This window comes from Streptomyces sp. TSRI0281 (genome assembly GCF_001905125.1).
GTDB lineage: Bacteria > Actinomycetota > Actinomycetes > Streptomycetales > Streptomycetaceae > Streptomyces.
Genome location: NZ_LWLE01000036.1, coordinates 287086 through 312390, shown reverse-complemented (window position 1 = coordinate 312390; position 25305 = coordinate 287086). Strand labels below are relative to the sequence as shown.

Sequence of the window (25305 nt, the reverse complement as noted above, 5' to 3'; positions counted from 1 at the left end):
CACGAGACCCGCGACGGCAGGCGGAACCGGGCGCACCCGTCCGGTCCGCGCGCCCGTCCTGTCCGCGCGCCCGTCCTGTCCGCGCACCCGTCCTGTCCGCGCACCCGTCCGGATGCGCGCGATGGGGCAGGTGCGCGCGGTGGGGCCGGGTACGTGTCCGGCGCTGTCGGTCTGCCCGATGCGGTCGGTGCGTGCGTTGCGTGCGGTGGAGCCGGTGGGGCCGGTGCGGGCGGCGAGGCCGGCCCCGTCAGCTCCGGGTCACGGGCGCTGCGGCGCCTGAGGCAGATTGTTCGTCGGCGAAGTGTGGGACGGACTCGCCCGCACGATCGTGATCAGCCGGTCCGTCAGCTGCAGGGGACTGGCCGCCGGATCGTCGTAACCGAGCAGCCGGTGCCCGCGCAGCACGCTGACCACCAGGTCCTCCGTCTCCCGGACGCTCTTGCCCACCTCGGCCTTTATCACCGGCCGCTCGACGAGATCGAGACCGCTGCCCTGCTGGATCAGGTCCTCCATCACGGTGCCCGCGCTCGGGCTGAGTACGGAGAGGCCGAGCAGTCGGCCGGCCGCGCTGGCACTGGTGATCACGGCATCGGCGCCGGACTGCCGCAGCAACGGCGCGTTCTCCTCCTCGCGCACCGCAGCCACGATCTTCGCTCCGCGGTTGAGCTGGCGCGCGGTCAGCGCGACCAGTACCGCCGTGTCGTCCCGCTGTGTGGCGATGATGATCTGACGGGCCTTCTGGAGCTCGGCCCGCAGCAGCACATCGCTCCGGGTCGCGTCCCCGAGCACCCCCGTGAAGCCCTCGGCGTTGGCCGCCTCGATCACCTTCGACGCCGGGTCGACGATGACGATCTGCTCCTTCTTCAGGCCGGTGGTACAGAGGGTCTGGATCGCCGATCGGCCCTTCGTGCCGAAGCCGACGACGACGGTGTGGTCACGCAAGTTGGATCTCCAACGCTTCAGCCGGAAGTCCTCCCGGGTCCGTTCCGTAAGGACCTCAAGAGTGGTGCCGACCAGGATGATGAGGAAGAGCACGCGCAGCGGTGTCACGAGCACCACGTTGGTCAGCCGGGCGCCGTCTCCGTACGGGGTGATGTCGCCGTAGCCGGTGGTGGAGAGGGTGACCGTCGCGTAGTACACCGCGTCCAGCAGATCGACCTTGCCGTCGGCGTTGTCGTTGTAGCCGCCACGGTCGACCCAGACGATGAGAACGGTGGCGGCCAGCACCATCAGCGCCATCATCAGCCGCTTGGCGACCTGCCGCGCCGGTCCGTCGACGACTCTGCGCGGCAGCATCACCCGAGTGGTGACGACATGCTCCTCCGCGCGCCTGGCCATCGCGTCATGGCCGGGAAGTTTCACGTGAAACACCCTTCCGTCCACGGCGTCGCCGGGGCCCACGGTAGATCGAGGATCTCCACCTCGGTGCCGGACCGTACCCCGCCCGGCGGCACAACGGCCAGCCCGTCCGCCGCGGCAACCCCGCGCAGCATCGCCGGACCGTTGTAATGCAGGGGTGCGACGTGGTCCCGGCCGCCCGCACGGCCTGCCCGGTGGATCACGGGGACGAGCCGGGTGTCGTGCGGGTGCCCGTGCACCTCGGCATGGACGAGTGCCTGGTACGGCTCCTGGGAAGGGCGTCCCGCGATCCCGCCGAGCAGCGGTTCCGCGAGCGTGAGCAGGCCCGACACGGCAGCGAGCGGATTGCCGGGAAGGCCGACCAGATAGGGCCCGTCCGAAGGCAGTTCGGCCAGCAGCATCGGATGGCCGGGCCGCACGGCGACCCCGTCGACCAGCAGCTCTGCGCCGACCTCGGCGAGAACCGGGTGAACGTGGTCGACCGGCCCCGCCGCGGTCCCGCCGGTCGTGATGATCAGGTCGGCCCGTGAGGTGGTGAGGGCGTGGCGCAGCGCCTCCGCGTCGTCCCCCAGCCGGCGGGGCCCGGACACCTCGGCTCCCATCGCCCGGAGCCAGGGGCCGAGCATGGGGCCGAGTGCGTCGCGGATCAGCCCGTCGTGCGGAAGTCCTGAGGTGAGCAGCTCGTCGCCGAGTACGAAGACCTCGACAACAGGCCGGCCCACGGCGGCCAACGCGTCGTACCCGGCCGCGGCGGCCAGGCCGAGCACGGCGGGGGTCACCAGTGTTCCCACGGGCAGCAGTTGATCGCCGGAGCGGCACTCCTGGCCCCGGGGCCTGATGTCCTGCCCGGGAACGACCTCGCGCTGTGCGTACAGCAGCCCCTTGGCCTCGTCGGCATGGGCGTGCTCGCTGCGGATGACGGCCGTGGCGTCCGCCGGGACACGGGCGCCGGTCGCGATCCGTACCGCCCCGCCGTCGGGTAGCGGATCGGGCGCACGGCGTCCGGCCAGAATCCCCTCGCCCGCCTCGTAGGCCCACGGCCCCGGGCCTGCGACGGCCCAGCCGTCCATGGCCGAGGTGTCGAAGGACGGCAGATCGGTGAGTGCGCCGAGCGGCTCGGCGAGGACGTGGCCCAGGGCCCGGTCGAGGGGGAGCCGGAGGGCGGCGACGGGCGAGGCCCGCCCCGCACGAGAGGCAAGGTCGCGGGCACGGTCCCAGGGCATGGCGCGGGTGCGGTGCGCGTGGACGCGGCGGCCGGGTGCGACCGTGGGGGATGTGGAGGGGGAGAAAGGTGTGGTGGAGGGGGGCGGGGCGCTGCGTGTGGTGCCCCCGGCCCTTTCGGGGACAGGGTCCGGCGGGCGGTGCGCGTCATGGGGCAGGTGAGCGACCAGCGCCAGGGCCTGCTCGACGGCGCGCTCCTCGTCCTCCGAAGGCGCGTCGGGGGAGGCGCCACCGGTCCCGGGGCCACGTGCGGTCATGGGGACCCGGCCCCGTCGCCGCCTGCCGTCTCGTCCTCCCACCGCAGCGCCAGCGCGGCGGCCCTGCGGGCTGCCTCCGCCACCGCCTCGGGAGCGCCTTGCGGACCCGCTCCCTCGCTCGCCTTCGCTGCCGCGTACCCGACCAGGAAGGTCGTGAGCGGTGCGGCGGGCCGGGCGACACCGTGTGCGGCGTCACGGGCGAGGTCGAGCAGGACGTCGGTGTCGACGTCGAGGTCGATGCCCAGTTCGTTCTTGACTGCGGTGATCCATTCGTCCAGCACAGTCCCATGCTCCCTGATACGGCCCCTGGCTTCCGCGACGTCTTCCCAAGTGTCGCAGTCGAACGAGGCGAGAGGTCCTGCGTCGACCCGGGCAAGATCCAGCTCGGCCGTCAGCAACCGCAGCGGAAGCCCGGCGAGGCTGCCGTACTCGGTGGCCAGGAGCGCCAGCTCGCGGCGCAGCGGCTCGCCGCGATAGGCGGCCACCAGGGGCTGGTCACGCCCGTCCGGGTCGGTGCACAGGGCGCCTTCCCTGCCGTCCTCCCCCGCGGCTGCCAGCAGGGCTTCGACGGTGCCCGCTCCCAGAAACGGCAGGTCGGCGGAGAGTACGAGAACACGCTCCGCCGACGTGTGACGCACCCCGGCCCCGAGCGCCGCCAAGGGGCCACCGCCCGCCGGGACTTCGCGCGCCCAGGTCACGGGCCTCCCGGTGGGCCTGCGGCTGCCCACCACAACGGTGGTGGCGGCCCCGGCGCAGGCCGCGAGAACCCGGTCGAGCAGCGCGCGGCCACCGACCCGGACCCCTGGCTTGTCGGCGCCGCCGAGCCGCTTGGCGGCTCCTCCGGCAAGAACGATCACGTCATACGCGGTCATGCGTCGAGTATGGGCGCCGCCCACCACCCCTGATCCCGCCGGGGCGGACCGTGACCGGCCGAACCCGGTTCGGCCCCGGCCCCGACCCAGACCCGACCCGCCCCGGCCCAGCCCGGCCCGGGCGTCGACGTGACACCCCGGCAGGCGCGGCAGGCCCGGCAGGCCGGCCCCGGCTCCGGCGTCGACGTGACACGTCGGCCCCGGCCCCGGCCCCGGCCCCGGCTACCGCTACGGCCCCAGCTACAGCGTGCGCAACAGCACCGCCGGTTGTTCCACGCAGTCGGCCACGTACCGCAGGAACCCGCCCGCCGTGCCTCCGTCACAGACCCGGTGGTCGAAGGTGAGCGAGAGCTGGACGACCTGGCGCACGGCCAGTTCACCGTTGTGCACCCACGGTTTGGCCATGATCCGGCCGACGCCGAGCATCGCCGCCTCCGGGTGGTTGATGATCGGCGTCGACCCGTCGACCCCGAACACGCCGTAGTTGTTCAGCGTGAACGTGCCGCCGGTGAGCTGAGCCGGGGTGAGCGCCCCGGTCCGGGCCGCCTCGGTCAGCCGGGCGATCTCGCCGCCGATCGACTCCACGTTCCGCGCGTGCGCGTCCCGGACGACCGGGACGACGAGGCCGCGCTCCGTCTGGGCCGCGAAGCCGAGGTGCACGCCGGGCAGCCGCACGATCTCCCGCGCCGCCAGGTCCACCGTGGAGTTGAGCTCGGGGAACCGGGCCAGAGCAGCCGTACAGATCCGGGCCAGCAGGGCGAGGACCGACACCTTGGGCCCGGCGGAGGGACCCCCCGCGGCGTTCATCGCGGCTCTGGCGGCCATCAGCTCAGTGGCATCCGCGTCCACCCAGCACGTGGCGTCGGGAATCTCGCTCCGGCTGCGCGACAGCTTGTCGGCGACCGCACCCCGGACCCCGCGCAACGGAATCCGTTCACCGGCCCGGTCCGCCGCGACCCGTGCTCGGGACCCCACAGCCTCGGACGGCACCGCCTCCGCAACCCCGGCCGTCGCAACCCCGGCCGTCGCAATCCCGGCCGTGGCAGTGGCCGTCTCCGCCGTCCTGATCGCGGATTCGACATCGGCACGCAGGATCAGCCCGTCCGGACCCGACCCCGTCAGCTCCCGGAGATCGAGATCATGCTGCCGCGCCAGCTTCCGTACCAGGGGCGATACCACCGCCACCGGGCCCCGCGCAGCGGCCGCGACCGGTGCGGGACCGGCAGGGGACACAGCAACCGGAACAGCGGCGACAGCGACCGGCGCGGCTTCGGACGCCGTGACCGACAGCCGCTCGGGCCGGATCCGGCGACGCCGCGCCGCCGGAGCACCCGTCCCGTACCCCACCAGCACATTGCCGGACGACTCCACCGCACCGGAACCGGAACCCTGCCCGGAACCCGCCCCGGCCACGCTCCCCTGCCGCGCAGCGGACCCGGCGGACTCCGCCGACCGCACCGACGACGGCGCCCCGGCAGCCCCCGCCGTCTCCGTCCCCGCCGATCCGACCGCGACGGTCAGCAGTGGAGCCCCGACCGGAAGTTCCGTACCCTCCTCGCCGAACCGCGCCGTCACCACACCCCCGTAGGGACACGGCACCTCCACCATCGCCTTGGCCGTCTCGACCTCGACGACCGGCTGATCGATGGCGACGACATCGCCGACCTCCACCAGCCAGCGCACGATCTCCGCCTCGGTCAGGCCCTCGCCGAGGTCCGGCAGCTTGAATTCGAGTACCTGAGGCATCAGCCCTCCGCCTCCCACTGCAACCGGGCCACCGCGTCGAGCACCCGGTCCACGCCCGGCAGGTGATGCCGTTCCAGCATCGGTGGCGGATACGGAATGTCGAACCCGGCCACCCTCAGTACCGGAGCTTCCAGATGGTGGAAGCAGCGCTCGGTGATGCGGGCCGCGATCTCCCCGCCGGGACCACCGAATCCGGTGGACTCGTGGACGACCACCGCTCGTCCGGTCCGCCGCACCGAGGCGGCCACCGTCTCGTCGTCGAACGGCACCAGTGAGCGCAGGTCGACGACTTCGAGGTCCCAGCCCTCGGCCACAGCCGCTTCCGCGGCCTCCAGACAGACCGGCAGGGAAGGCCCGTAGGTGATCAGCGTCGCGCTGCGCCCGGGGCGGCGGACCACGGCCCGGCCGATCGGTTCGACGTCGGCCGGAGCATCGGGCGACCAGTCCGCCTTGGACCAGTAGAGCCGCTTCGGCTCCAGGAAGACCACTGGATCGTCGGAGGCGATCGAGGCGCGCAGCAGCCCGTAAGCGTCGTCGACCGTGGCCGGTGTGACGACATGGAGGCCGGGCGTCGCCATGTAGTACGCCTCCGAGGAGTCGCTGTGGTGCTCGACCCCGCCGATCCCGCCGCCGTACGGAACGCGCACGGTGATGGGCAGCGGCATGGCGCCCCCGGTGCGGTTACGCATCTTGGCGACATGGCTGATCAACTGCTCGAAGGCCGGGTAGGCGAACGCGTCGAACTGCATCTCCACTACGGGCCGCAGCCCGTACATCGCCATGCCCACGGCAGCCCCGAGGATGCCCGCCTCGGCCAGCGGAGTGTCCGTACAACGGTCGTCGCCGAACTCCTTGGCCAGGCCGTCGGTGATCCGGAAGACCCCGCCGAGTGTGCCGACGTCCTCACCGAGGACGTGCACGGCCGGGTCCTCGGCCATCGAGTCGCGCAGCGCCCGTCCGAGGGCCTGCGCCATGGTGGCCGGCTTGGTCTTCGCCGTCCGCGCACCGGTCGTCGTCGCCGCGGTGGTCATCGTCCCGCCTCCGCACCGTGATCGTCGTGCCGGTCCCTCTCGGCCTCCAGCTCGGCCCGCAACCGGGCGGCCTGCTCCCGCAGTTGGCCGGTCTGCTCCGTGTAGACATGGGAGAACAGGTCCATCGGGTCGAGCACCGGGTCGGCGTTCATCCGCTCCCGCAGCGCGGCCGCCATCCGCTCCGCCGTCTCACGCGCTTCCTCGATGCCGTCCTCGCCGAGCAGCCCGCGCCCGGTCAGCTCCCGCTCCAGGAGCTTGACCGGGTCGTGCGCCCGCCAGGTCTCGACCTCGCTGTCGACCCGGTAGCGGGTGGCGTCGTCGGCGTTCGTATGGGCGTCCATGCGATAGGTGACAGCCTCGACCAGCGTCGGCCCCTCGCCGCGCCTGGCCCGCGCGACCGCCTCGCCGAGCACCTGGTGCACGGCGACCGCGTCGTTGCCGTCGACGAGCCGGCCCGGCATCCCGTACCCGACGGCCTTGTGGGCGAGGGAGGGGGCCGCGGTCTGCTTGGCCAGCGGGACGGAGATGGCGAAGCCGTTGTTCTGCACGAGGAAGACGACCGGGGCCCGCCAGACGGCCGCGAAGTTCAACGCCTCATGGAAATCGCCCTCACTGGTGCCGCCGTCACCCACCATGGCGAGCGCGACCACATCGTCCCCCTTGAGCCGCGCCGCGTGAGCCAGACCCACGGCGTGCGGCAATTGGGTGGCGAGCGGGGTGCAGAGCGGGGCGATGCGGTGCTCACGCGGGTCGTAACCGGTGTGCCGGTCGCCGCGCAGCAGGGTCAGCGCCTCGACGGGGTCGAGGCCGCGCGCCACGGCCGCGAGGGTGTCGCGGTAGCTGGGGAAGAGCCAGTCCCGCTCCTCCAGCACCAGCGCGGCCGCGATCTCGCATGCCTCCTGCCCCGTGCTGGACGGGTAGACGGCGAGCCGGCCCTGCTTGGTCAGGGCCGTGGCCTGCACGTTGTACCGGCGGCCTCGGACCAGCTCGGCGTAGAGCCGCAGCAGCAGCTCGGGGTCCGCGTCGGCTGCGGCGTCCGTACCCAGCACCCGGTACGGCTCGGGGTCCGGGAGCAGCGGCGCGGGGTCGGTGAGCGGCTTCCAGGCCGGGGGCGGCGTGGGCCGGTAGGCGGCTGCGCCGGGCAGCTCTTGGACCGTCATGAGAAGCACCTCCTGGCATCGAGGGAGATCGAGGGGTGTCGAAATGTGTCGAGATGTCGAAGGGTGGCGAGGCACGGGTGTGGTGTGTCTCACCTACCGATTGTTCGGTCGTGAGGGCATTTTGGCTACAGGCACCGCCAGCCTGTGGACAAACGGTTCTCCACAGCCTGGGATAGGGACAGGTCGTCCACAACAGGGAGGCGCGGGCAGATGGCAGCTGAACAAATGGCCGACAGGGGCGACGATCCCGGCCAGGTTCCGCCCGCGCGACCGCTGGACGCCATCGACCGGGACATCCTCCGCATCCTACGGACGGACGGCCGTGCCTCGATACGCTCGGTGGCCGAACGCGTGCATGTCTCGCGCGCCAACGCGTACACGCGGATCAACCGGTTGATCGAGGACGGCGTGATCCGCGGTTTCGGCGCACGGATCGACCACGAACGGGCGGGGCAGGGCGCGTCCGCCTACATCACGCTCAAGATCGTCCAGAACTCCTGGCGCACGGTCCGTGAACAGCTCCAGGCGCTGCCCGGCGCCACCCACATCGCTCTGGTCAGCGGCGACTTCGACGTACTTCTCCTGGTGCACACCCCGGACAACCGCGCCCTGCGCGAACTGGTCCTCACCCGGATCCAGGCCATCCCCGAAGTGCTCTCCACCCGCACGCTACTGGTGTTCGAGGAGACGGATCTGGGCCCGCACCCGGACTGCCCCGCAGAACTGTCCTGACCCGGCACCCAGGCACCAGGCACCCAGGCACCCGGCGGAACCTGTCCTGAATCCGACGCCCCGCGGAACTGTCATGATCCGGCGCCCGGCGGAACTGCCCTGATCCGGCAAGGCGGCCTCCCGGAGCGGTCGACCCCAGCCTCGGAGGCCGGCCGGCCGCCCGAACGGCCCGCCCCGGCTCTCGGCGACCGGCTCTCAGGCCGCCCGCATCCCCTCGAAGGCCAGCTGGACGACCGTGTCCGCGAGCTGGTCCTCCCCGGGGAAGCCGCCCGGTTGCGGCCGGTACCACTCGACCAGGGAGTTCACCATGCCGAACAGCAGCCTGGTCGCCAGCCGTATGTCGACGTCGGCGCGCAGATCACCGTCGGCCACCGCCGCCTTGAGCAGCTCGGCCACCCGCTGGTCGAACTCACGCCGCCGTTCCAGGGCCCAGCGCTCCGTCCTGGTGTTGCCCCGCACGCGCAGCAGCAGCGTGACGTAGGGGAGCTCGGCCATCAGCACCCCGATGGTGCGGCGCGTGACGTACTCGACCCGTTCGATCGCGCGCCCCCGGGTGGCTCCGGGCTCGTCGAGAATCCCGAAGAGCCCGTCGAGCGCCCGGCTGACGGCGCGCCGCAGCAGCTCCTCCTTGCCCGCCACATGGTGGTAGATGGACGATTTGGAGATGCCCGCCGCCTTGGAGAGGTGCTCCATGGACGTGCCGTCGTAGCCGCGCTCGTTGAAGACACGGACGGCGACGGTGAGCAGAGTCTCCGGGGTGTACGTGTCCCGCTTGGCCGTGGTCATGAACGCGATCCTCCCCCATGAGTTGTCCACAGGTTCGCCGGGGCCCCTTGTCCCGACCGATCGTTCGGTTACTCTAACTCCGTCCGTACGTCCCTGCCCGGCTCGATGAGGAGTTGGTCCGTCATGGCCGCCGAGCTCACCCCCCAGCAGCTGTCCGAGACCCACCGGCCCACGCTCGACCAGGCCCTCGACGCGATCCGTACCCGCGCCTACTGGTCCCCGCACCCCGAGCACCCCAAGGCGTACGGCGAGGGCGGCGCCCCCGGCAGTCTGGGAGCGGCGGAGGGCAAGGCCGCGTTCGACGCACTGCTGCACACCCGGCTCGATCTCGGCCAGCCGGGCACCGACGGCTGGACCGGCGGGGAGGTCTCGCCGTACGGGCCGGAGCTGGGCGTCGAGTATCCGCACGCCGACCCGGACGTCCTGCTCCCGGCGATGAAGGCGGGCATGGGCGCCTGGCGGGCGGCGGGGCCGGAGACCAGGGCCCTGGTCTGTCTGGAGATCCTGTCCCGGATCAGCGCCCGCACCCATGAGCTGGCCCACGCCGTGATGCACACGAGCGGGCAGGCGTTCATGATGGCGTTCCAGGCGGGCGGCCCGCACGCCCAGGACCGCGGGCTGGAAGCGGTGGCGTATGCCTACGAGGAGCAGATCCGCACCCCGCGGACAGCTGACTGGGCCAAGCCGCAGGGCAAGCGCGACCCGCTCCGGCTGCACAAGTCGTTCACCGCGGCGGGGCGCGGCATCGCGCTGCTGATCGGCTGCAACACCTTCCCCACGTGGAACGGCTATCCGGGCCTCTTCGCCTCCCTCGCCACGGGCAACCCGGTCCTGGTCAAACCGCACCCACGTGCGGTGCTCCCGCTGGCCCTCACGGTGCGGCTGGCTCGCGAGGTGCTGACCGAGGCGGGCTTCGACCCCAATCTGGTCGCGCTGGCCGCCGAGCGACCCGGCGAGGGCATCGCCAAGAGCCTGGCGGTCCGCCCGGAGATCAAGATCATCGACTACACCGGGTCCACCGCCTTCGGCGACTGGCTGGAGGCCAACGCCCGGCAGGCCCAGGTCTACACGGAGAAGGCCGGGGTCAACACGATCGTCGTCGACTCCACCGACGACTACAGCGGCATGCTCTCCAACCTGGCCTTCTCGCTCTCCCTGTACAGCGGCCAGATGTGCACCACCCCGCAGAATCTGCTGATCCCCCGTGACGGCATCACGACGGACGCCGGAGCCAAGTCGTACGACGACGTCGTCGCCGATGTCGCGGCCGCTGTCGACGGACTCCTCGGCGACGACGCCCGCGCCAACGCGCTCCTCGGCGCCCTGGTCAACCCGGACGTCAAAGCCCGCGTCGAGGCTGCCTCGGACCTGGGCGAGGTGGCCCTGTCCTCCCGGAACCTCGCCAACCCCGACTTCCCCGACGCGACCGTCCGTACGCCGGTCATCGTCAAGCTCGACGGAAGCAAGCCCGACGACGACGCGGCCTATCTGTCGGAGTGCTTCGGCCCGGTGTCCTTCGCCGTGGCGGTCGCCTCGACGGCGGACGCCCTGGACCTGCTGCGCCGCACCGTCCGCGAGAAGGGGGCCATGACGGTCGGCGCCTACACCACGTCCCCGGAGGTGGAGCGTGCGGTGGAGGACGTCTGCTTCGACGAGTCGGCCCAGCTCTCGCTGAACCTGACCGGCGGGGTGTACGTCAACCAGACCGCGGCCTTCTCCGACTTCCACGGCTCGGGCGGCAACCCGGCGGCGAACGCCGCCCTGTGCGACGGGGCGTTCGTGTCCAACCGCTTCCGTGTCCTGGAGGTCCGCCGCCAGGCGTGACCCGTCGGGGGCCGGGACCTCTCAGCCGCGTGGATCCGGAACGTCCGCGTACCGCTGTACCCACGCATGCATCGCGATGGCCGCGGCGGCCCCCGCGTTGATCGACCGGGTGGAGCCGAACTGCGCGATCGAGCACACCATCGTCGCGTGGTCCCGCGCCTCCTGGGTGAGCCCCGGCCCCTCCTGGCCGAACAGCAGCACGCAGCGCCGCGGCAGCTCGGTCCGCTCCAGCGGTACGGCCCCGGGGAGGTTGTCGATCCCGATGATCGGCAGCCCCTCGGAGGCCGCCCACGCGGTCAGATCCGCCGTGTCGGGGTGATGTCGCACATGCTGGTAGCGGTCGGTGACCATGGCCCCGCGCCGGTTCCAGCGGCGCCGCCCCACGATGTGGATCTCCTTGGCGAGGAAGGCGTTCGCGGTCCGTACGACCGATCCGATGTTGAAGTCGTGACCCCAGTTCTCCACGGCCACGTGAAAGTCGTGCCGCCGCAGGTCCAGATCGGCGACGATCGCCTCCCGCGTCCAGTACCGGTACTCATCACCGACATTGCGCCGGTCACCGTGGGCGAGCAGCTCGGGGTCGTATCGCTCGCCCTCGGGCCAGGGCAGCGGATGCGGCCCGACGCCGATCTCCGTCCCGTACCCGTCGTCGTACTGAATCGGTTCCGGTTCCGCGGACGGATCGGGTGCCGCCGCTGCGGGGGGCTCTTCTGTTCTGCCGGTCTCACTGCTCACCCGACGAGCGTATGGCCCCCACCGGCGCCCTGCTGCGGGGACTCCTCCGTACCGTCGCGGCCGGACCCCTGCTGACCGGGCACCCGCCCCTTGCCCGGAACACCGTGAGCACCCGGATCGCCCGGTTCGCCCGAAGCACGGGGCGAACCCGTCGCGCCCGAGTTGCCCGGGACACGGGGGAAGCGCGAGAACAGCCGCTCGCGGCCGAGCGTCACTCGGCCGCCCAGCCACACCAGGAAGACCGTCGGCAGGAAGACGGCGTCCGCGGCGATCATCGCCATCGAGAAGAACGGCAGCCCGAGCAGCAGGGCGATTCCCGCGTGCTCGCCGATCATCGCGACCAGCAGGATGTTCTTGACGCGCCGGTTGAACAGCGTGAACGGGAAGGCGACCTGGACGATGACCGTGCCGTACGTCAGCACCATCACCATCACACCGCTGGAAGCCAGGATGTCCGACAGGGCGGGCCAGGGCGTGAAGTAGTCGAGCTTGAGGGGGTAGTAGAGCGCGGTGCCGTCCTGCCAGCGCGACCCCTGGATCTTGTACCAGCCGGCGGTCGCGTAGATCAGACAGACCTCGGCCATGATCACGGCGAGGGTGGCGTTGTGCGCGAGATTGGCCAGGACGTCGAGCAGGGTGCGCTGCTCACCGTGCGGCGCGTAGCGATGGGCGGCCCACCACGCGGCGCTCCCCAGCCACAGCACCCACAGGAGGGTCGGCAGCCACCAGGTCCCGCCGAGACCGTCCATCAGCGTGGCGATCAGCAGGACCGGCCCGAGCACCGTCCACAGAACCGGACCCACCACGTCCCGTGCCGGTGCGAGGCCCCGTGCGGCGCGTGCGGCGTTCCGCTCGGCGCGCCTGGCATCCAGCGACCAGACCTGGGCGCAGCGCGTCAGGACGAGATAGATCGCCATCAGGTGGATGACGTTGTCACCGCCGTCGCCCATGAAGATGCTGCGGTTCTGCACGGAGAGCACGCCGACCATGAACAGGACGGACATGGTCCGGGTGCGCCACCCGAGCAGCAGTGCCGCGGCCGACAGCAGAGTGAGGGCGTACACGGCCTCGAACCAGACGGCGCTGTCCGACCACATGAGTACGGAGAAGGCGTCGTTGTTCGCTATGAGCCGGCGGGCCATGTCCCAGCGCCACGGGCTGTCGGGCCCGTAGAGCTCCTGGCGGTGCGGCAGTTCACGCAGCAGGAAGAACAGATACGTGGCGGAGAACCCGATCCGGATGACAGCGCTCTGGTACGGGCCGAGGGCCGAGGCGGTGATGCGCTGGATACCTCGGGCGAGACCGCTTCCGGGGTTCCGGCGAGGCTTCGGGCGGGCAACGGGCCCGGCGTTCGGGCCGGGGGTGCCGTCGGGGAGGGAGCCGGGCACCGGGCCGGGAACACCGGCCGGGGAGGTTGTCGTCACTTGTCCGCCTCCTCGCCGCGCGACGCCTGCGGCGCTCCGGCATTTTCGGGGAGATCTTCCGGGGCCACGGTCCACCACGGGAGCACCCGGTAGTTCGGCCGGGTGCTGATCTTCTCCTCGCTCCACGGGGGCGGCGTGACGGAGCGGGTCTCGGAACGCACCTGGATGCGCTCGACGGTGCCGCCGTAGTCGTGGGCGCCGAGGCGCAGCATCACGATGCGCCGGATGTAACGCTCGGAGAGATCACCGCGCAGACCGTTGGGGCGGTTCTCGCTGTCGTGGGAGTTGACGAAGAAGTCCCAGCCCCGGCGGAGCTCGTTCTGATGCACATGGCTGGGGAAGAGATTGCCGCGTATCTCCTTGCCGTCCTCGCCGGAGAGGCTCATCCAGGGGGTGGTGCGGCGGCCGTCGGCGCCGACCACTTCGGCCCGCACATGGACGGCGATGTTCTGCTGGAGCGGATTGGGGGCGAACAGCTTCCAGTTCTGTTCGAACTCCGGGTAGACCCAGTTGTCGACCGCCTCACCATGCTGCTTGGTGAGCGTGTTGGACGGAGCGACGTGCAGGAAGACCATGGCCACCTGGGCGCAGGCGATCATCCCGATGACGGACAGCGCGACGGCGGCGACGGCCTGGTACCCGAACGAGAGCGCGGCTATGCCCCCGCCGGTGGCGCGGTCACCGGAGCCGGCAGCGCCGCCCGCCGCGCCCGGCCCGGCGTGCGGCTGGGCGTCCGTCGACGTGCCCGAGGCTATGTGCGGCCGGCCGGCCGTCGAAGAGCGCTGCTCCGCGTGTGCGGAAGGGTGCTGCCCGGCATACGCAGAGGCCGGGGGCGAGGCGTCCGCAGAGGCCGGGGGCGAGGCGGGCGCAGAGGTGTGCGGCTCGGGCTCCGAGTGGCTCACCACCTGCGGCCAGGCGTCCTTTTCCTCGCTGTCGGAGCGCCCACCGTGGTCCGAATCCATCCCGCCCCGCTCACCGTCGATCACCACCGAGTTATCCACAGGGTTGACACCCTACGGGCCGCCGACTCACCATTGAAGTCATTGAACCGAACGATCGGTCGGTAGGGAGTCCGGGATGGCGGCAGTGACTGCGGACCAGAAGACGCAGAGGACGGCAGACGCGGTGGATACGGCGGACGCGGCCCGCACTGCGGCGTTCGACGCGGCGGTGGCCGCCGACGACCGGATCGAGCCGCGCGACTGGATGCCGGAGGCGTACCGGGCCTCGCTCGTGCGTCAGATGGCCCAGCACGCCCACTCGGAAATCATCGGCATGCAGCCCGAGGCCAACTGGATCACCCGCGCGCCCTCCCTGCGGCGCAAGGCGATCCTGATGGCCAAGGTGCAGGACGAGGCCGGGCACGGGCTGTATCTCTACAGTGCCGCCGAGACGTTGGGCACCAGCCGCGAGGAGCTGCTCGACAAGCTCCACGCCGGACGTCAGCGCTATTCATCGATCTTCAACTACCCGACGCTGACCTGGGCGGACGTCGGAGCGATCGGCTGGCTGGTGGACGGCGCGGCGATCACCAACCAGGTGCCGCTCTGCCGCTGCTCGTACGGCCCGTACGCACGGGCGATGGTCCGGATCTGCAAGGAGGAGTCCTTCCACCAGCGACAGGGTTACGAGCTGCTGCTCGCCCTGAGCCGAGGCACCCGGGACCAGCACGAGATGGCGCAGGACGCGGTGAACCGCTGGTGGTGGCCGTCCCTGATGATGTTCGGCCCGCCCGACGACGCGTCGGCCCACTCCGCGCAGTCGATGGCCTGGAAGATCAAGCGCCACTCCAACGACGAACTGCGCCAGCGCTTCGTGGACATCTGCGTACCGCAGGCCGAGGCCCTGGGGCTCGCCCTCCCGGACCCCGACATCCGGTGGAACGAGGAGCGCGGACAGCACGACTTCGGCGCGATCGACTGGACCGAGTTCCAGGAAGTCCTCAAGGGCAACGGCCCGTGCAACGAGCAGCGCCTCACCCAGCGGCGCACGGCCCATGAGGAGGGTGCCTGGGTCCGGGTCGCGGCAGCGGCGTACGCGGCCAAACACCCCGCACGTCCCGCACACCCCGGGCAGACCACGCAGACCGCACCGAGCCCACAGACCGCACAGGGCGCGCAGCCCGAGGAGGAGACGGCATGAGCAGCTCGACCGACTGGCCGCTGTGGGAGGTGTTCGTGCGCTCCCGGCGCGGACTGTCCCACACCCACGCCGGCAGCCTGCACGCGCCGGACGCCGAGATGGCCCTGCGCAACGCACGGGACCTGTACACCCGTCGATCGGAGGGCATCTCGATCTGGGTGGTTCCGTCCACCGAGATCACCGCGTCCTCCCCCGACGAGAAGGACTCCTTCTTCGAACCGGCGGGGGACAAGCCCTACCGGCACCCGACGTTCTACGAGATCCCGGAAGGGGTGAAGCACCTGTGACCGCGGCCCTCGCCCTGGGCGACGACGCGCTGGTGCTCTCGCACCGGCTGGGGGAGTGGGCCGGCCATGCTCCCGTGCTGGAGGAGGAAGTGGCCCTCGCCAACATCGCCCTGGACCTTCTGGGGCAGGCCAGAGTGCTGCTCTCGCTCGTCGGCGACGAGGACGAGCTCGCCTACCTCCGCGAGGAGCGGGCCTTCCGCAATCTCCAGCTGGTCGAGCAGCCGAACGGCGACTTCGCCCACACCATCGCCCGCCAGCTCTACTTCTCCGTCTACCAGCACCTGCTGTACGGCGAGTTGGCGGCGGGCCGGAGCCCGTTCGCGGACCTTGCGGCGAAGGCGGTCAAGGAAGTCGCCTACCACCGCGACCACGCCGAGCACTGGGCCCTGCGCCTCGGGGACGGCACGGCCGAGAGCCATGAGCGGCTCCAGACCGGTCTGGACGCGCTGTGGCGGTTCACCGGCGAGATGTTCCAGCCCGTCGAGGGAGTGGACATCGACTGGCAGGCGCTGCGGACCAGTTGGCTGGACGCCATCACCGAGGTGGTCGAGCGAGCCACACTGACCGTCCCGGCCGGCCCGCAGTCCGGCGCCTGGGCGGCGGGGGCAGGCCGTCAGGGGCTGCACACCGAGCCGTTCGGCCGGATGATCGCCGAGATGCAGCATCTGCACCGCAGCCATCCGGGGGCGTCATGGTGACCGGAACCCGGCTGGAGGAGGAACTGCGGCAGCTGGCCGGCGCCGTACCCGACCCGGAGCTGCCGGTCCTGACGCTGGAGGAGCTCGGCGTCATGCGGGGCGTCCAGGTGGACGGGCCGGGCCGGGTGACCGTGCGGCTGACCCCGACATACACCGGCTGCCCGGCGATCGAGGCCATGTGCGCCGACATCGAACGGGTGCTGCACGACCACGGCGTGCCGGAGGTCTCCGTGGTCACCGTGCTCGCACCCGCCTGGTCGACGGACGACATCAGCGCCGAGGGGCGGCGCAAGCTCGCCGAGTTCGGCATCGCACCACCCCGCTCCCACGGCGCGGACGGCGGCCCCGTGCCGCTGACGCTCTCGGTGCGCTGCCCGCACTGCGGCTCCACCGATACGGAGCTGCTGAGCCGGTTCTCCTCCACGGCGTGCAAAGCGCTTCACCGCTGTGTCGCCTGCCGCGAACCGTTCGACCACTTCAAGGAGTTGTAGATGTTCCATCCGCTCCGGGTCTGCGCGATCGAACGGATCACTGACGATGCGGTGGCCGTCACCTTCGCCGTGCCGGCCGAGCTGCGCGAGACCTTCCGTCACACCCCGGGCCAGCATCTCAATGTGCGCTACACCGTCGACGGCGAGGAGATCCGGCGCTCGTACTCGATCTGCGCACCAGCCGCCGAGGCACCGGCCGAACCGGTCCTGCGGGTGGGCATCCGCATGGTCGACGGCGGCGCGTTCTCCACGTACGCCCTGAAGGAACTGGCCGTCGGGGACGAAGTGCAGGCCATGGCTCCGATGGGCCGCTTCGTGCTGAAGCCGCGCCCCGGCCTGTTCGCGGCGGTCGTCGGCGGGAGCGGCATCACTCCGGTGCTGTCGATAGCGGCGACGCTGCTGGCACGGGAACCCCTGGCCCGGTTCTGCCTGATCCGCAGCGACCGGACAGCCGCCTCGACGATGTTCCTCGAAGAGGTCGCCGACCTCAAGGACCGGTATCCGGACCGCTTCCAGCTGGTGACCGCGCTGTCCAGGGAAGAACAGTCGGCCGGGCTGCCATCCGGCCGACTGGACCGTGAGCGGCTCACCGGGCTGTTGCCCGCACTGCTGCCGGTGGCGGACGTGGACGGCTGGTTCCTGTGCGGCCCGTTCGGTCTGGTCCGGGGGGCGGAGAGCGCACTGCGCGCGCTCGGCGTCGACCGGACCCGGATCCACCAGGAGATCTTCCACGTCGACGACGGGCCTGCGGCGCCCGCCACGGCCCGGGTCGCCTCGCCCGCCGACAGCACCCTCACGGCGACTCTTCACGGCCGTTCGGGCAGCTGGCCGGTGGAGAACGCCGAATCGCTGCTGGAGACGGTGCTGCGCAGCCGGTCGGACGCGCCGTACGCCTGCAAGGGCGGAGTGTGCGGGACCTGCCGGGCCTTCCTCGTCTCGGGCGAGGTGCGGATGGACCGCAACTTCGCGCTGGAACCGGAGGAGACCGGGGCGGGCTTCGTGCTGGCCTGCCAGTCGCACCCGCTCACGCCGGAGGTGGAGCTCGACTTCGACCGGTGACGGGTGACCGCCGGCTCGGTACCGGTGGCGGGTGGCCGGTGGCAACTGTTCCGGCGGGCTTCGGGCGCGAAGGGGCACCGGCACGACAGGCTCCCGGTGCGAAGGGGCACGGGTGCGCGGTGTTCCCATCTTGTAGAACCTGTTCTATCTTGACGATCCGTCAGGTCCTTTTGTGGGCCGCACGGTTCAGGGACGCTACGGTTCGCGGGAGGCCGGAACAGTGGACTTCACCTTCACCGAGGAACAGCAGGCAGCCGTCGAGGCGGCCAGGGCGGTCTTCTCGTCCGTCGCACCCGACCACGTACCCAGCCCCGCGCTGACCCCGGGTGCCGTCGCCGAGGACATCGACCGGACGCTGTGGGCCGGGCTCGCCGATACGGATCTGCTGAGCCTCACGCTGTCACCGGAATACGGCGGCGCCGGACTCGACCCGGTCGCGCTCTGCCTGGTACTGCGCGAAGCGGCCAAGGTGCTGGCCAGGGTCCCGTTGCTGGAGAGCTGTGCGGTCGCGATGGCCCTCCAGCGCCACGGCGACCGCGCGCTGGCGGCGGAGCTGCTGCCCGGGTTCGGCCGGGGCGAGCTGATCCTGACCGTCGGGGCCAACGGGCGCACCGGACACGACCCGGCCGAACTGGCCGTCACCGCCCACCGCGTCGCCGCCCACCCCGGCAGCGAGGGCACCGGCAGCGAAGACTCCGGGCCCGGAGCGGGGAACGTATCCGGGTGGGTGCTCGACGGGGTGCAGTCAGGGGTGCCCTGGGCCCAGGTAGCCGACTGGATCGCGGTCCCCGCCCACACGGGCGAGGGCCGGTCCGTCCTGGCTCTGGTGCGCCGCACCCACGACGGAGTGACGCTCGCCGAGCAGGTTTCCACCAGCGGCGAGCGCTTCGCCGAGGTGACGCTCGACGCCGTGCGCATCGATGACCGCGAGCTGATCGACGCACCCGGCGCCTGGGACTGGCTGCGGTCGCTGCTCACCACCGGGACCTGTGCGCTGGCGCTGGGCCTGGGCGAGCGGGTGCTCTCGATGACCAGCGAATACACCGGCAAGCGCGAGCAGTTCGGCTTCCCGGTCGCCACGTTCCAGGCGGTCGCCGTGCAGGCCGCCGACCGGTACATCGATCTGCGGGCCATGGAGGTGACCCTCTGGCAGGCGGCCTGGCGTATCTCCACCGAGGCCGGTGGCGCGCTGCCCGCCGAGGGAGACATCGCCGTGGCGAAGATCTGGGCCTCGGACGGCGTCCGGCGCGTCGTACAGACCGCGCAGCACCTGCACGGCGGCTTCGGCGCGGACACCGACTACCCGCTGCACCGCTACCACGCCTGGGCGAAGCAGATCGAGCTGTCCCTGGGCCCGGCGGCGGCCCACGAGGAGGCACTGGGCGACCTGCTGGCCGCACACCCCCTCGGCTGACGTGGGGGTGTCAGAGGACGAAGGCCGGGTTCCCGTTGTCCGCGACCATCGGGCGCCCGGCGCCGTCCCAGGCGAGCATCCCGCCGTCGATGTTCACCGCGTCGAGACCCTGCTGAACCAGGTACTGGGTGACCTGGGCGGACCGGCCGCCGACCCGGCACATCACATGCACGCGGCGACCGTCCTCGGCGGCCTCGGTCAGCTCACCGAATCGGCCCACGAAGTCGCTCATCGGAATGTGCAGGGCACCCTCGACATGCCCGGCCGCCCATTCGTCGTTCTCCCGGACGTCCAGGACGAAGCCGTCCGACGGCACCGCCGCGACGTCCACCGAGGGCAGCGGGGCGAAATTCATGGGTCATGCCTTCTCTCGTACATACGCGGCAACGTCAACGGAAACGCTACTGCACCATCCCCGCGAGCTCGGCCTCACGCCGGGACACTTCGCCCAGGAGCTGCTCGCCGATGTCCTCCAGCAGCTTGTCCGGGTCGTCCGGGGCCATCCGCAGCATCGAGCCGATCGCACCCTCCTCCAGCTCCCTGGCGAGCACGGTGAGCAGTTCCTTGCGACGGCTGAGCCACTCCAGCCGGGCGTAGAGCTCCTCGCTCTCGCTGAGCAGGGTCTCCGGTGCGACCGGTCCCGCCGCCCACTCCTCGACCAGTTCCCTCAGCAGCGCCTCGTCCCCACGTCCGTAGGCGGCATTGACCCGGGTGATGAACTCGTCCCGGCGCTCACGCTCCCGCTCGTCCTGGGCCAGATCCGGATGCGCCTTGCGGGCCAGCTCGCGGTAGAGCTTGCGTGCCTCCTCGCTCGGCCTGACCCGCTTCGGCGGCCGGACCGGCTGCTCGGTGAGCATGGACGCGGCCTCGGGGGACAGCCCGTCGGAGTCCATCCAGTCGTGGAACAGCTCATCGACCCCCGGCATCGGCATGACGACCGCCCGTGCCTCCTGCGCCTTGCGCACATCTTCGGGGTCGCCGGTCCTGGCGGCCCGCGCCTCGGCGATCAACGCGTCCAGCTCGTCGAGACGGGTGTACATCGGGCCGAGCTTCTGGTGGTGCAGCCGGGAGAAGTTCTCGACCTCGACCCGGAAGGTCTCCACCGCGATCTCGAACTCGATCAGCGCCTGCTCGGCGACCTGGACGGCCTTGGCGAGCCGCGCCTCGGGCCGCGGCGGAACCTGCCGCTCCTCCCGCGCCGAATCCCGCGCCGAGTCCTGGCCCACATCGCCCTCCGAATCCCGCACCGGGCTCGGCCCCGCGTCCTGCGCCGCGTCCTGCGCGTACTGCGGCTCGTCCTGCCGGTCGTTGTCCTGCCGGTCATCGTCGTTCCGGGTGGTCGGCACCCCGGCGGCTTCGTCGGTCACCCGTCCAGCGTATGGCCACGGCCGGCGCCCCAAGGACGCGCGGTCGCCGCAGGGCACGTCATATACCGAGCTCGGCGGCTATCCTCCCCGCCTTGACGGCCCGCACCAGCTCGGCATGGTCCGCCTCCGTACGGTCCGCGTACGTGACCGCGAAGGAGGCCACCGCCTCGTCCAGCTCGGCGCTCTTGCCGCAGTAGCCCGCGAGCAGCCGGGGGTCGGCGCTGTGCGCGTGGGCCCGCGCCAGCAGGGCACCGGTCATCCGCCCGTAGTCGTCGACCTGATCGGCCGCCAGCGCCGCCGGATCCACGCTCCCCTTGCGGTTCCGGAACTGCCTCACCTGGAACGGTCTGCCGTCGACCTCCGCCCAGCCGAGCAGTATGTCGCTGACGACCTGCATCCGCTTCTGCCCGAGCACCACTCTGCGTCCCTCGTGCGCCGCCTCCGGCACATCGAACCCGACCGCGGGCAGAAAGGGCGCCAGCGCGGAGGGGCGGGCCTCCTTCACCTGCAGAACCAGCGGCTCGCCGCGGTGGTCCAGCAGCAGCACCACATACGACCGCGTTCCCACACTGCCGGTGCCGACCACCCGGAACGCCACGTCGTGGATCGCGTACCGGGCCAGCAGCGGCACCCGGTCCTCGGAAACCGTGTCCAGATAGCCGCCGAGCCCCGCCGCGACCGCCGCCGCCTCCGCGTCCGGCACCCGGCTCAGCACGGGCAGGGCTTCGACGAAGCGGCGTCCGCCGTCCCCGGTGTCCTCCGTGGACTTGGCGGCGAACCGGGCGCTCGTGTTGTTGCGGGCCTTCTGCGAGACCCGCTCCAGCGTCCCGAGCAGGTCCCGCGCGTCCGTGTGGGAGACGAGCTCCTCGTCCGCGATGGCGTTCCAGGCGTCCAGGGCGGGAAGTCCGGCCAGCAGCCGCATCGTCCGGCGGTACGCGCCCACGGTGTCGTACGCACCCTGCCGGCAGACGTCCTCATCGGCCCCCGCCGCACGGCCCGCGAGCACCAGAGAGGTGGCGAGCCGCTTGAGGTCCCATTCCCAGGGGCCGAAGACGGTCTCGTCGAAATCGTTGAGATCGATGACCAGGCTGCCCCGGGCATCGCCGTAAAGACCGAAGTTGGCGGCATGCGCGTCGCCGCAGAGCTGGGCACCCACACCGGTGACCGGCGTGCCCATCAGGTCGTGGGCCATGAGCCCGGCGGAACCCCGCAGAAACGCGAACGGCGTGGCCGCCATCCGCCCCACCCGGATCGGCGTCAGGTGTGGCACCCGCCCCAGGTTCGACTCCTCGACCGCCCGCACCGCGTCCGGCCGCCCCGGCGGAAGGACCAGCGCATCGTGCGAGGAGCGCGGCACCCGGTCCCGCAACGCCTTACCGGCGGCCTTCGGCGGGTTCGGCGCCGAGCGCCGGGCGAACCCGGGGACCTCCGGAATACGCAGGTCCGCCATCACAGCCCGCTGTGCCGACCTTGTCGCATCGACCTCGCCCATGGCGCGCCGCCTCCCCCACCCTTGTCCGGCTGTCGTCCCACCATCAATCGACCACGACGGTACCGCCGTTCCCCGAAACCCGTCCGCCCCTGTGGACAACCCGCGACTCGGCCTGTGGACAACTCACTGTCCAGGTCAGACGCCGACCGCCTCCTCCAGCTCTTCCTCCAGCTCCTCGCGCTGCTCCCCCGTGCGGGACACCCCGGCCACGCTCCCGGAATCACTCCCGGAACCTTTCCTGGAACCGGACTCGGAGACGGACTCGGAACCGGACTCCGCAGGCCCGGCGTCCGCCCGCGTCCCCGAACTCGTCCCCGTCCCCGTCTCCGTAGTCGCCCCCGCCCCCGTCCCCGTAGGCGTCCCCGTACCTGCACCCACCCCTGACTCCGCCTGAGCAGCTGCCCGCTTCCGGGCCTCGGCCAGACCCGCGACTCCCATCACGGCCAGACCCGCCACGAACCACAGCACGAGCACCAGCACATGCCCGCCGAGCGCATGACCGTCGAAGTAGACATGGCTCCGCACACCCTCGACGAAGCCCGCGCCGTTCCAGAAGGCGTGGAGGGAGCCGAAGAAGCCGGGCTGCAACTCGGGCCGGAAGATACCGCCGGAGCTGGTGAAGTTGAGCATGACGAACAGCACCATCACCCCGAGCGTCGTCCAACGCTTGAGGAAGGTGTGCAGTCCGACACCAACGAGCAGGATTCCCGCGGAGTAGAGCCACGCCATCGCCCACAGACCTCCTAGCCCGTGGTCCACGAGACCGAACAGCGGCCCCGCGAACACAGCGCCGATGAGGCTCACCACGAGCGAGGCGCCCGCCACCAGCGCGGCCCTGATCCGGAGCGCCAGCGCACCGCCCGCGCCGCCGATCACCGCGACCGACGCGTACGACCCGATGCTGATCGCGACCAGCAGGAAGAAGATGCCCTGCCCGGTCGGATCGCCGTCCGCCGTCGGAGCCACATTCGTCACCTTCAGCGGGGCGCCCTGGCCGGCCGCGACCTCGGTGAAGACCTTCTGCACCACCGTGGCGCTGGTGTCCGACGAGGCGGTGGCCACCAGCAGTTCGGGGCTCCTCCCCGGCACGTACGCACCGTAACTCGCCTGTGTCTCCAGGTGGTTCACGGCCGCATCGCGATCGGCGACGGTACGCACGTCCAGTGCGCCGTCCCCCGTGTCCTGCAGGGTCTGCGCCAGCACCTGGACGCTCGGCCCGGAGCCGACCACGTCCACGCGCAGATCGTGTGGTTCCGGGGCGTGGAAGGCCCCCAGATAAGCGAGCCCCATGCCGACGCACATCAGCAGCGGGGTGACGAGGTGGGTCAGCACATGACGCAGCGCACCGGCGGTGGCGCCGGAAGCGGTACTCGGGCCTGCGGACATCCGGACGATCTCCAATGGTTGGCTTTTACAACTCCTAGTTCCGTTGTACTATACAACTGAAATTTCGAGGAAGGTGAATCCGTGCCAGGCACCCCCGGAGAGCGCGAGAAGTCGCTGGACATCATCCAGCGTGAGCTGACCGCCTTCGCGCGGCGTGCGCGCGCGGCGGCGGCACGGCTCCACCCCGAGCTGCCGCTCGTGTCGTACACCTTGCTCGCACACATCGACGACCAGCACGGCTGCCGCGCGACCGACCTGGCCGCTCACTACATGCTCGACAAATCAACCATCAGCCGGCAGATCGCGACCCTGGAGAAGCTCGGCCTGGTCGAACGCCACCCGGACCCCACCGATCACCGCATCCAGGTGCTGCACCCCACCGAAGCCGGTACACAGGCCCTCGCCTCCACCCAGGCGAGCCGTCGGGCCGCCTATCAGGAGCGGCTGGCCGACTGGACCGCGGAAGATCTCACCCGGTTCGCGGACTACCTGCTGCGCTACAACTCGACCGGCGGCCCAGCTCCGCAGTAGGGCATCACGGGCATCCCGAACATCTCCGCAGCAGGCAGCCCAGGCACCCCCGGCGGGCTCCGCAGCAGGCACCCCCGGCGGGCTCCCGGCGCGCCCCCGCAGCGGAGCCGTCAGCAGCTGGAATCCCCGCCCGGCAGATATACGTCCGCCCAGCGCCCGAGCTCCTTGAGGGCCGGCTCCATCGCGGCCCCGGCATCCGTCAGGCGGTACGAGACGCGCAGCGGCGGCCCTTCGTCGACCTCACGCACCACCAGACCGGCAGCCCCCAGCTCGGACAGCCGGTCCGAGAGCATGCGCTCACTGATGCCCGGAATCGCGCGCCGCAGATCCGCGAAGTGCACCGACTGCCGCATCAGCACCGAAACGATCGGACCGGTCCAGCGCTTGCCGAACAGCTCGAAGACGCGGGTGATGCCCATGTCGACCCGCCGACAGGTCTGCTCGCTGTGATCTGCCATACCCCCAGAGTACTGCGCCCTCGTGAGGTACTTACAAAAAGTAAGGGACTATGGTATTCCTAGCTACACACGAAAAATTAGCGTCCGGTCGGCGGGTCCGCCACCGCACCACCCGCCCGCGCCACTCGCGGCGGATGGCCGACGACGAACCCGGCCCGCGCCTCTCGATCCCTCATACCTGTGGAGACCTCCATGGCCACACTTCTGCACCTCGACTCCGCCGTCTTCCCCGAGGGTTCCGCCTCCCGCGACATCACCTCGGCGTTCGTGGAGACCTGGCGCGAACAGCACCCGGAGGGCAAGGTCGTCTACCGGGACCTCGCCGCCGCACCGCTTCCCCATCTGGACGCCGCGGCAGTGGCCGCCGGTGCCGATGACCCGCTGCGACGGGAGCTGGCGGATGAGCTGGCCGCCGCGGATGCCGTCCTGATCGGCGCGCCCATGTACAACTTCTCCATCCCGTCCACACTGAAGACCTGGCTGGACCAAGTGATCATCGTGGGCCACAACGCCGGATCCGACAGCCCTGTCGCAGGGGTCCCTGTCACCGTCGTCGCGAGCCGTGGCGGTTCGTACGCCCCCGGCACCCCGCGCGAGGACTTCGAGTTCGTCACGAACTACCTGGAGAAGGTGCTGACAGGAATGTTCTCCGTCGAGGTCGACTTCATCGTTCCGGAGCTGACGCTGGCGCACTCCAAGCCCGAGATGGCCGAGCTGATACCGCTCGCCGTGGAGTCCCGCGCCAAGGCTCTCGAAGATGCCGCGCAGAAGGCAAAAGCCCTCGCGAGCCGACTGGCCGCCTGACACCGCGACCGCGGGCCCAGCGGCGCGAG

At 71.2% G+C, this 25305-nt stretch carries 25 protein-coding genes; 10 read left to right on the top strand and 15 right to left on the bottom strand.

What is annotated here, in order from left to right; all coding sequences use genetic code 11:
* Nucleotides 1-258: 258 nt before the first annotated feature.
* From A6A29_RS38270 to pdhA, 6 genes are all read right to left on the bottom strand, one after another.
* The gene (locus A6A29_RS38270; protein ID WP_073727851.1) at nt 259-1401 is read right to left on the bottom strand and encodes a potassium channel family protein; all 1143 of its coding nucleotides are present in this window, start codon (nt 1399-1401) and stop codon (nt 259-261) included.
* Nucleotides 1359-2837 (bottom strand): molybdopterin molybdotransferase MoeA, encoded by a 1479-nt coding sequence (locus tag A6A29_RS38265; protein ID WP_073727849.1) that lies wholly within the window; start codon nt 2835-2837, stop codon nt 1359-1361. Before A6A29_RS38265 ends, A6A29_RS38270 begins: the two co-directional genes overlap by 43 nt.
* Nucleotides 2834-3709, bottom strand: coding sequence for an NTP transferase domain-containing protein (locus tag A6A29_RS38260; protein ID WP_073727847.1), 876 nt, complete (start codon nt 3707-3709; stop codon nt 2834-2836). The genes A6A29_RS38265 and A6A29_RS38260 overlap by 4 nt, the downstream gene beginning before the upstream one ends.
* A gap of 240 nt (nt 3710-3949) precedes the next feature.
* Nucleotides 3950-5455 carry a dihydrolipoamide acetyltransferase family protein gene (locus A6A29_RS38255; RefSeq protein ID WP_073727845.1) on the bottom strand — a complete coding sequence of 502 codons (1506 nt, stop codon included), beginning with the start codon at nt 5453-5455 and terminating at the stop codon, nt 3950-3952.
* Nucleotides 5455-6486 (bottom strand): alpha-ketoacid dehydrogenase subunit beta, encoded by a 1032-nt coding sequence (locus tag A6A29_RS38250; protein ID WP_073727843.1) that lies wholly within the window; start codon nt 6484-6486, stop codon nt 5455-5457. Before A6A29_RS38250 ends, A6A29_RS38255 begins: the two co-directional genes overlap by 1 nt.
* Nucleotides 6483-7646, bottom strand: a complete 1164-nt coding sequence (pdhA, locus tag A6A29_RS38245) for a pyruvate dehydrogenase (acetyl-transferring) E1 component subunit alpha (protein ID WP_073727840.1) — start codon at nt 7644-7646, stop codon at nt 6483-6485. Before pdhA ends, A6A29_RS38250 begins: the two co-directional genes overlap by 4 nt.
* A gap of 210 nt (nt 7647-7856) precedes the next feature.
* Here pdhA and A6A29_RS38240 point away from each other — a divergent pair, with 210 nt between their 5' ends.
* Nucleotides 7857-8378, top strand: coding sequence for an Lrp/AsnC family transcriptional regulator (locus A6A29_RS38240; RefSeq protein WP_073727838.1), 522 nt, complete (start codon nt 7857-7859; stop codon nt 8376-8378).
* 195 nt (nt 8379-8573) lie between these two features.
* Here A6A29_RS38240 and A6A29_RS38235 read toward each other — a convergent pair whose 3' ends face one another.
* The gene (locus A6A29_RS38235; RefSeq protein ID WP_073727836.1) at nt 8574-9164 is read right to left on the bottom strand and encodes a TetR/AcrR family transcriptional regulator; all 591 of its coding nucleotides are present in this window, start codon (nt 9162-9164) and stop codon (nt 8574-8576) included.
* Nucleotides 9165-9287: 123 nt separating this feature from the next.
* Here A6A29_RS38235 and paaN point away from each other — a divergent pair, with 123 nt between their 5' ends.
* Complete coding sequence (paaN, locus tag A6A29_RS38230) at nt 9288-10988, top strand: phenylacetic acid degradation protein PaaN (RefSeq protein WP_073727834.1); 1701 nt, start codon at nt 9288-9290, stop codon at nt 10986-10988.
* A gap of 21 nt (nt 10989-11009) precedes the next feature.
* Here the strand turns inward: paaN and A6A29_RS38225 are convergent, their stop codons facing one another.
* The 3 genes from A6A29_RS38225 to A6A29_RS38215 are packed head-to-tail and all read right to left on the bottom strand — an operon-like array spanning nt 11010 to nt 14109.
* A complete protein-coding gene (locus A6A29_RS38225) occupies nt 11010-11723 on the bottom strand; it encodes a TrmH family RNA methyltransferase (protein ID WP_073727832.1) in 714 nt (237 codons plus the stop codon).
* Complete coding sequence (locus A6A29_RS38220) at nt 11720-13147, bottom strand: HTTM domain-containing protein (RefSeq protein WP_385731823.1); 1428 nt, start codon at nt 13145-13147, stop codon at nt 11720-11722. Before A6A29_RS38220 ends, A6A29_RS38225 begins: the two co-directional genes overlap by 4 nt.
* A complete protein-coding gene (locus A6A29_RS38215; protein WP_073728130.1) occupies nt 13144-14109 on the bottom strand; it encodes a DUF5819 family protein in 966 nt (321 codons plus the stop codon). Before A6A29_RS38215 ends, A6A29_RS38220 begins: the two co-directional genes overlap by 4 nt.
* A 115-nt stretch (nt 14110-14224) precedes the next feature.
* Between A6A29_RS38215 and paaA the strand changes: the two genes are divergently transcribed.
* The 6 genes from paaA to A6A29_RS38185 all read left to right on the top strand — a co-directional run bounded on the left by paaA (nt 14225) and on the right by A6A29_RS38185 (nt 19238).
* Nucleotides 14225-15289 carry a 1,2-phenylacetyl-CoA epoxidase subunit PaaA gene (paaA, locus tag A6A29_RS38210; RefSeq protein ID WP_073727830.1) on the top strand — a complete coding sequence of 355 codons (1065 nt, stop codon included), beginning with the start codon at nt 14225-14227 and terminating at the stop codon, nt 15287-15289.
* Nucleotides 15286-15576, top strand: a complete 291-nt coding sequence (gene paaB, locus A6A29_RS38205) for a 1,2-phenylacetyl-CoA epoxidase subunit PaaB (RefSeq protein ID WP_073727828.1) — start codon at nt 15286-15288, stop codon at nt 15574-15576. The genes paaA and paaB overlap by 4 nt, the downstream gene beginning before the upstream one ends.
* Nucleotides 15573-16274 carry a 1,2-phenylacetyl-CoA epoxidase subunit PaaC gene (paaC, locus tag A6A29_RS38200; protein ID WP_073727826.1) on the top strand — a complete coding sequence of 234 codons (702 nt, stop codon included), beginning with the start codon at nt 15573-15575 and terminating at the stop codon, nt 16272-16274. The genes paaB and paaC overlap by 4 nt, the downstream gene beginning before the upstream one ends.
* A complete protein-coding gene (paaD, locus tag A6A29_RS38195; RefSeq protein ID WP_073727824.1) occupies nt 16268-16765 on the top strand; it encodes a 1,2-phenylacetyl-CoA epoxidase subunit PaaD in 498 nt (165 codons plus the stop codon). The genes paaC and paaD overlap by 7 nt, the downstream gene beginning before the upstream one ends.
* Nucleotides 16766-17824: a 2Fe-2S iron-sulfur cluster-binding protein gene (locus A6A29_RS38190; RefSeq protein WP_073727822.1), complete on the top strand. Its 1059-nt coding sequence runs from the start codon at nt 16766-16768 to the stop codon at nt 17822-17824.
* A 220-nt stretch (nt 17825-18044) separates the two neighbouring features.
* Nucleotides 18045-19238, top strand: coding sequence for an acyl-CoA dehydrogenase family protein (locus tag A6A29_RS38185; RefSeq protein WP_073727820.1), 1194 nt, complete (start codon nt 18045-18047; stop codon nt 19236-19238).
* Between the two features lie 10 nt (nt 19239-19248).
* On the opposite strand, the gene A6A29_RS38180 is transcribed toward A6A29_RS38185, so the two are convergent.
* From A6A29_RS38180 to A6A29_RS38165, 4 genes are all read right to left on the bottom strand, one after another.
* Entirely contained in the window at nt 19249-19593 is a 345-nt protein-coding gene (locus tag A6A29_RS38180; RefSeq protein ID WP_073727818.1) for a rhodanese-like domain-containing protein, read from the bottom strand.
* Between the two features lie 46 nt (nt 19594-19639).
* Complete coding sequence (locus A6A29_RS38175) at nt 19640-20605, bottom strand: hypothetical protein (protein ID WP_073727816.1); 966 nt, start codon at nt 20603-20605, stop codon at nt 19640-19642.
* A 58-nt stretch (nt 20606-20663) separates the two neighbouring features.
* Nucleotides 20664-22055: a DUF2252 domain-containing protein gene (locus A6A29_RS38170; protein WP_107468397.1), complete on the bottom strand. Its 1392-nt coding sequence runs from the start codon at nt 22053-22055 to the stop codon at nt 20664-20666.
* 177 nt (nt 22056-22232) lie between these two features.
* Nucleotides 22233-23483 carry a hypothetical protein gene (locus tag A6A29_RS38165; RefSeq protein ID WP_241838795.1) on the bottom strand — a complete coding sequence of 417 codons (1251 nt, stop codon included), beginning with the start codon at nt 23481-23483 and terminating at the stop codon, nt 22233-22235.
* A gap of 81 nt (nt 23484-23564) precedes the next feature.
* Here A6A29_RS38165 and A6A29_RS38160 point away from each other — a divergent pair, with 81 nt between their 5' ends.
* The gene (locus A6A29_RS38160) at nt 23565-24014 is read left to right on the top strand and encodes a MarR family winged helix-turn-helix transcriptional regulator (RefSeq protein WP_073727812.1); all 450 of its coding nucleotides are present in this window, start codon (nt 23565-23567) and stop codon (nt 24012-24014) included.
* 110 nt (nt 24015-24124) lie between these two features.
* Here A6A29_RS38160 and A6A29_RS38155 read toward each other — a convergent pair whose 3' ends face one another.
* Nucleotides 24125-24472 (bottom strand): winged helix-turn-helix transcriptional regulator, encoded by a 348-nt coding sequence (locus tag A6A29_RS38155; protein ID WP_073727809.1) that lies wholly within the window; start codon nt 24470-24472, stop codon nt 24125-24127.
* Between the two features lie 192 nt (nt 24473-24664).
* On the opposite strand from A6A29_RS38155, the gene A6A29_RS38150 reads away from it, so the two are divergent.
* Nucleotides 24665-25276, top strand: a complete 612-nt coding sequence (locus A6A29_RS38150; RefSeq protein WP_073727807.1) for an FMN-dependent NADH-azoreductase — start codon at nt 24665-24667, stop codon at nt 25274-25276.
* Nucleotides 25277-25305 lie beyond the last annotated feature (29 nt).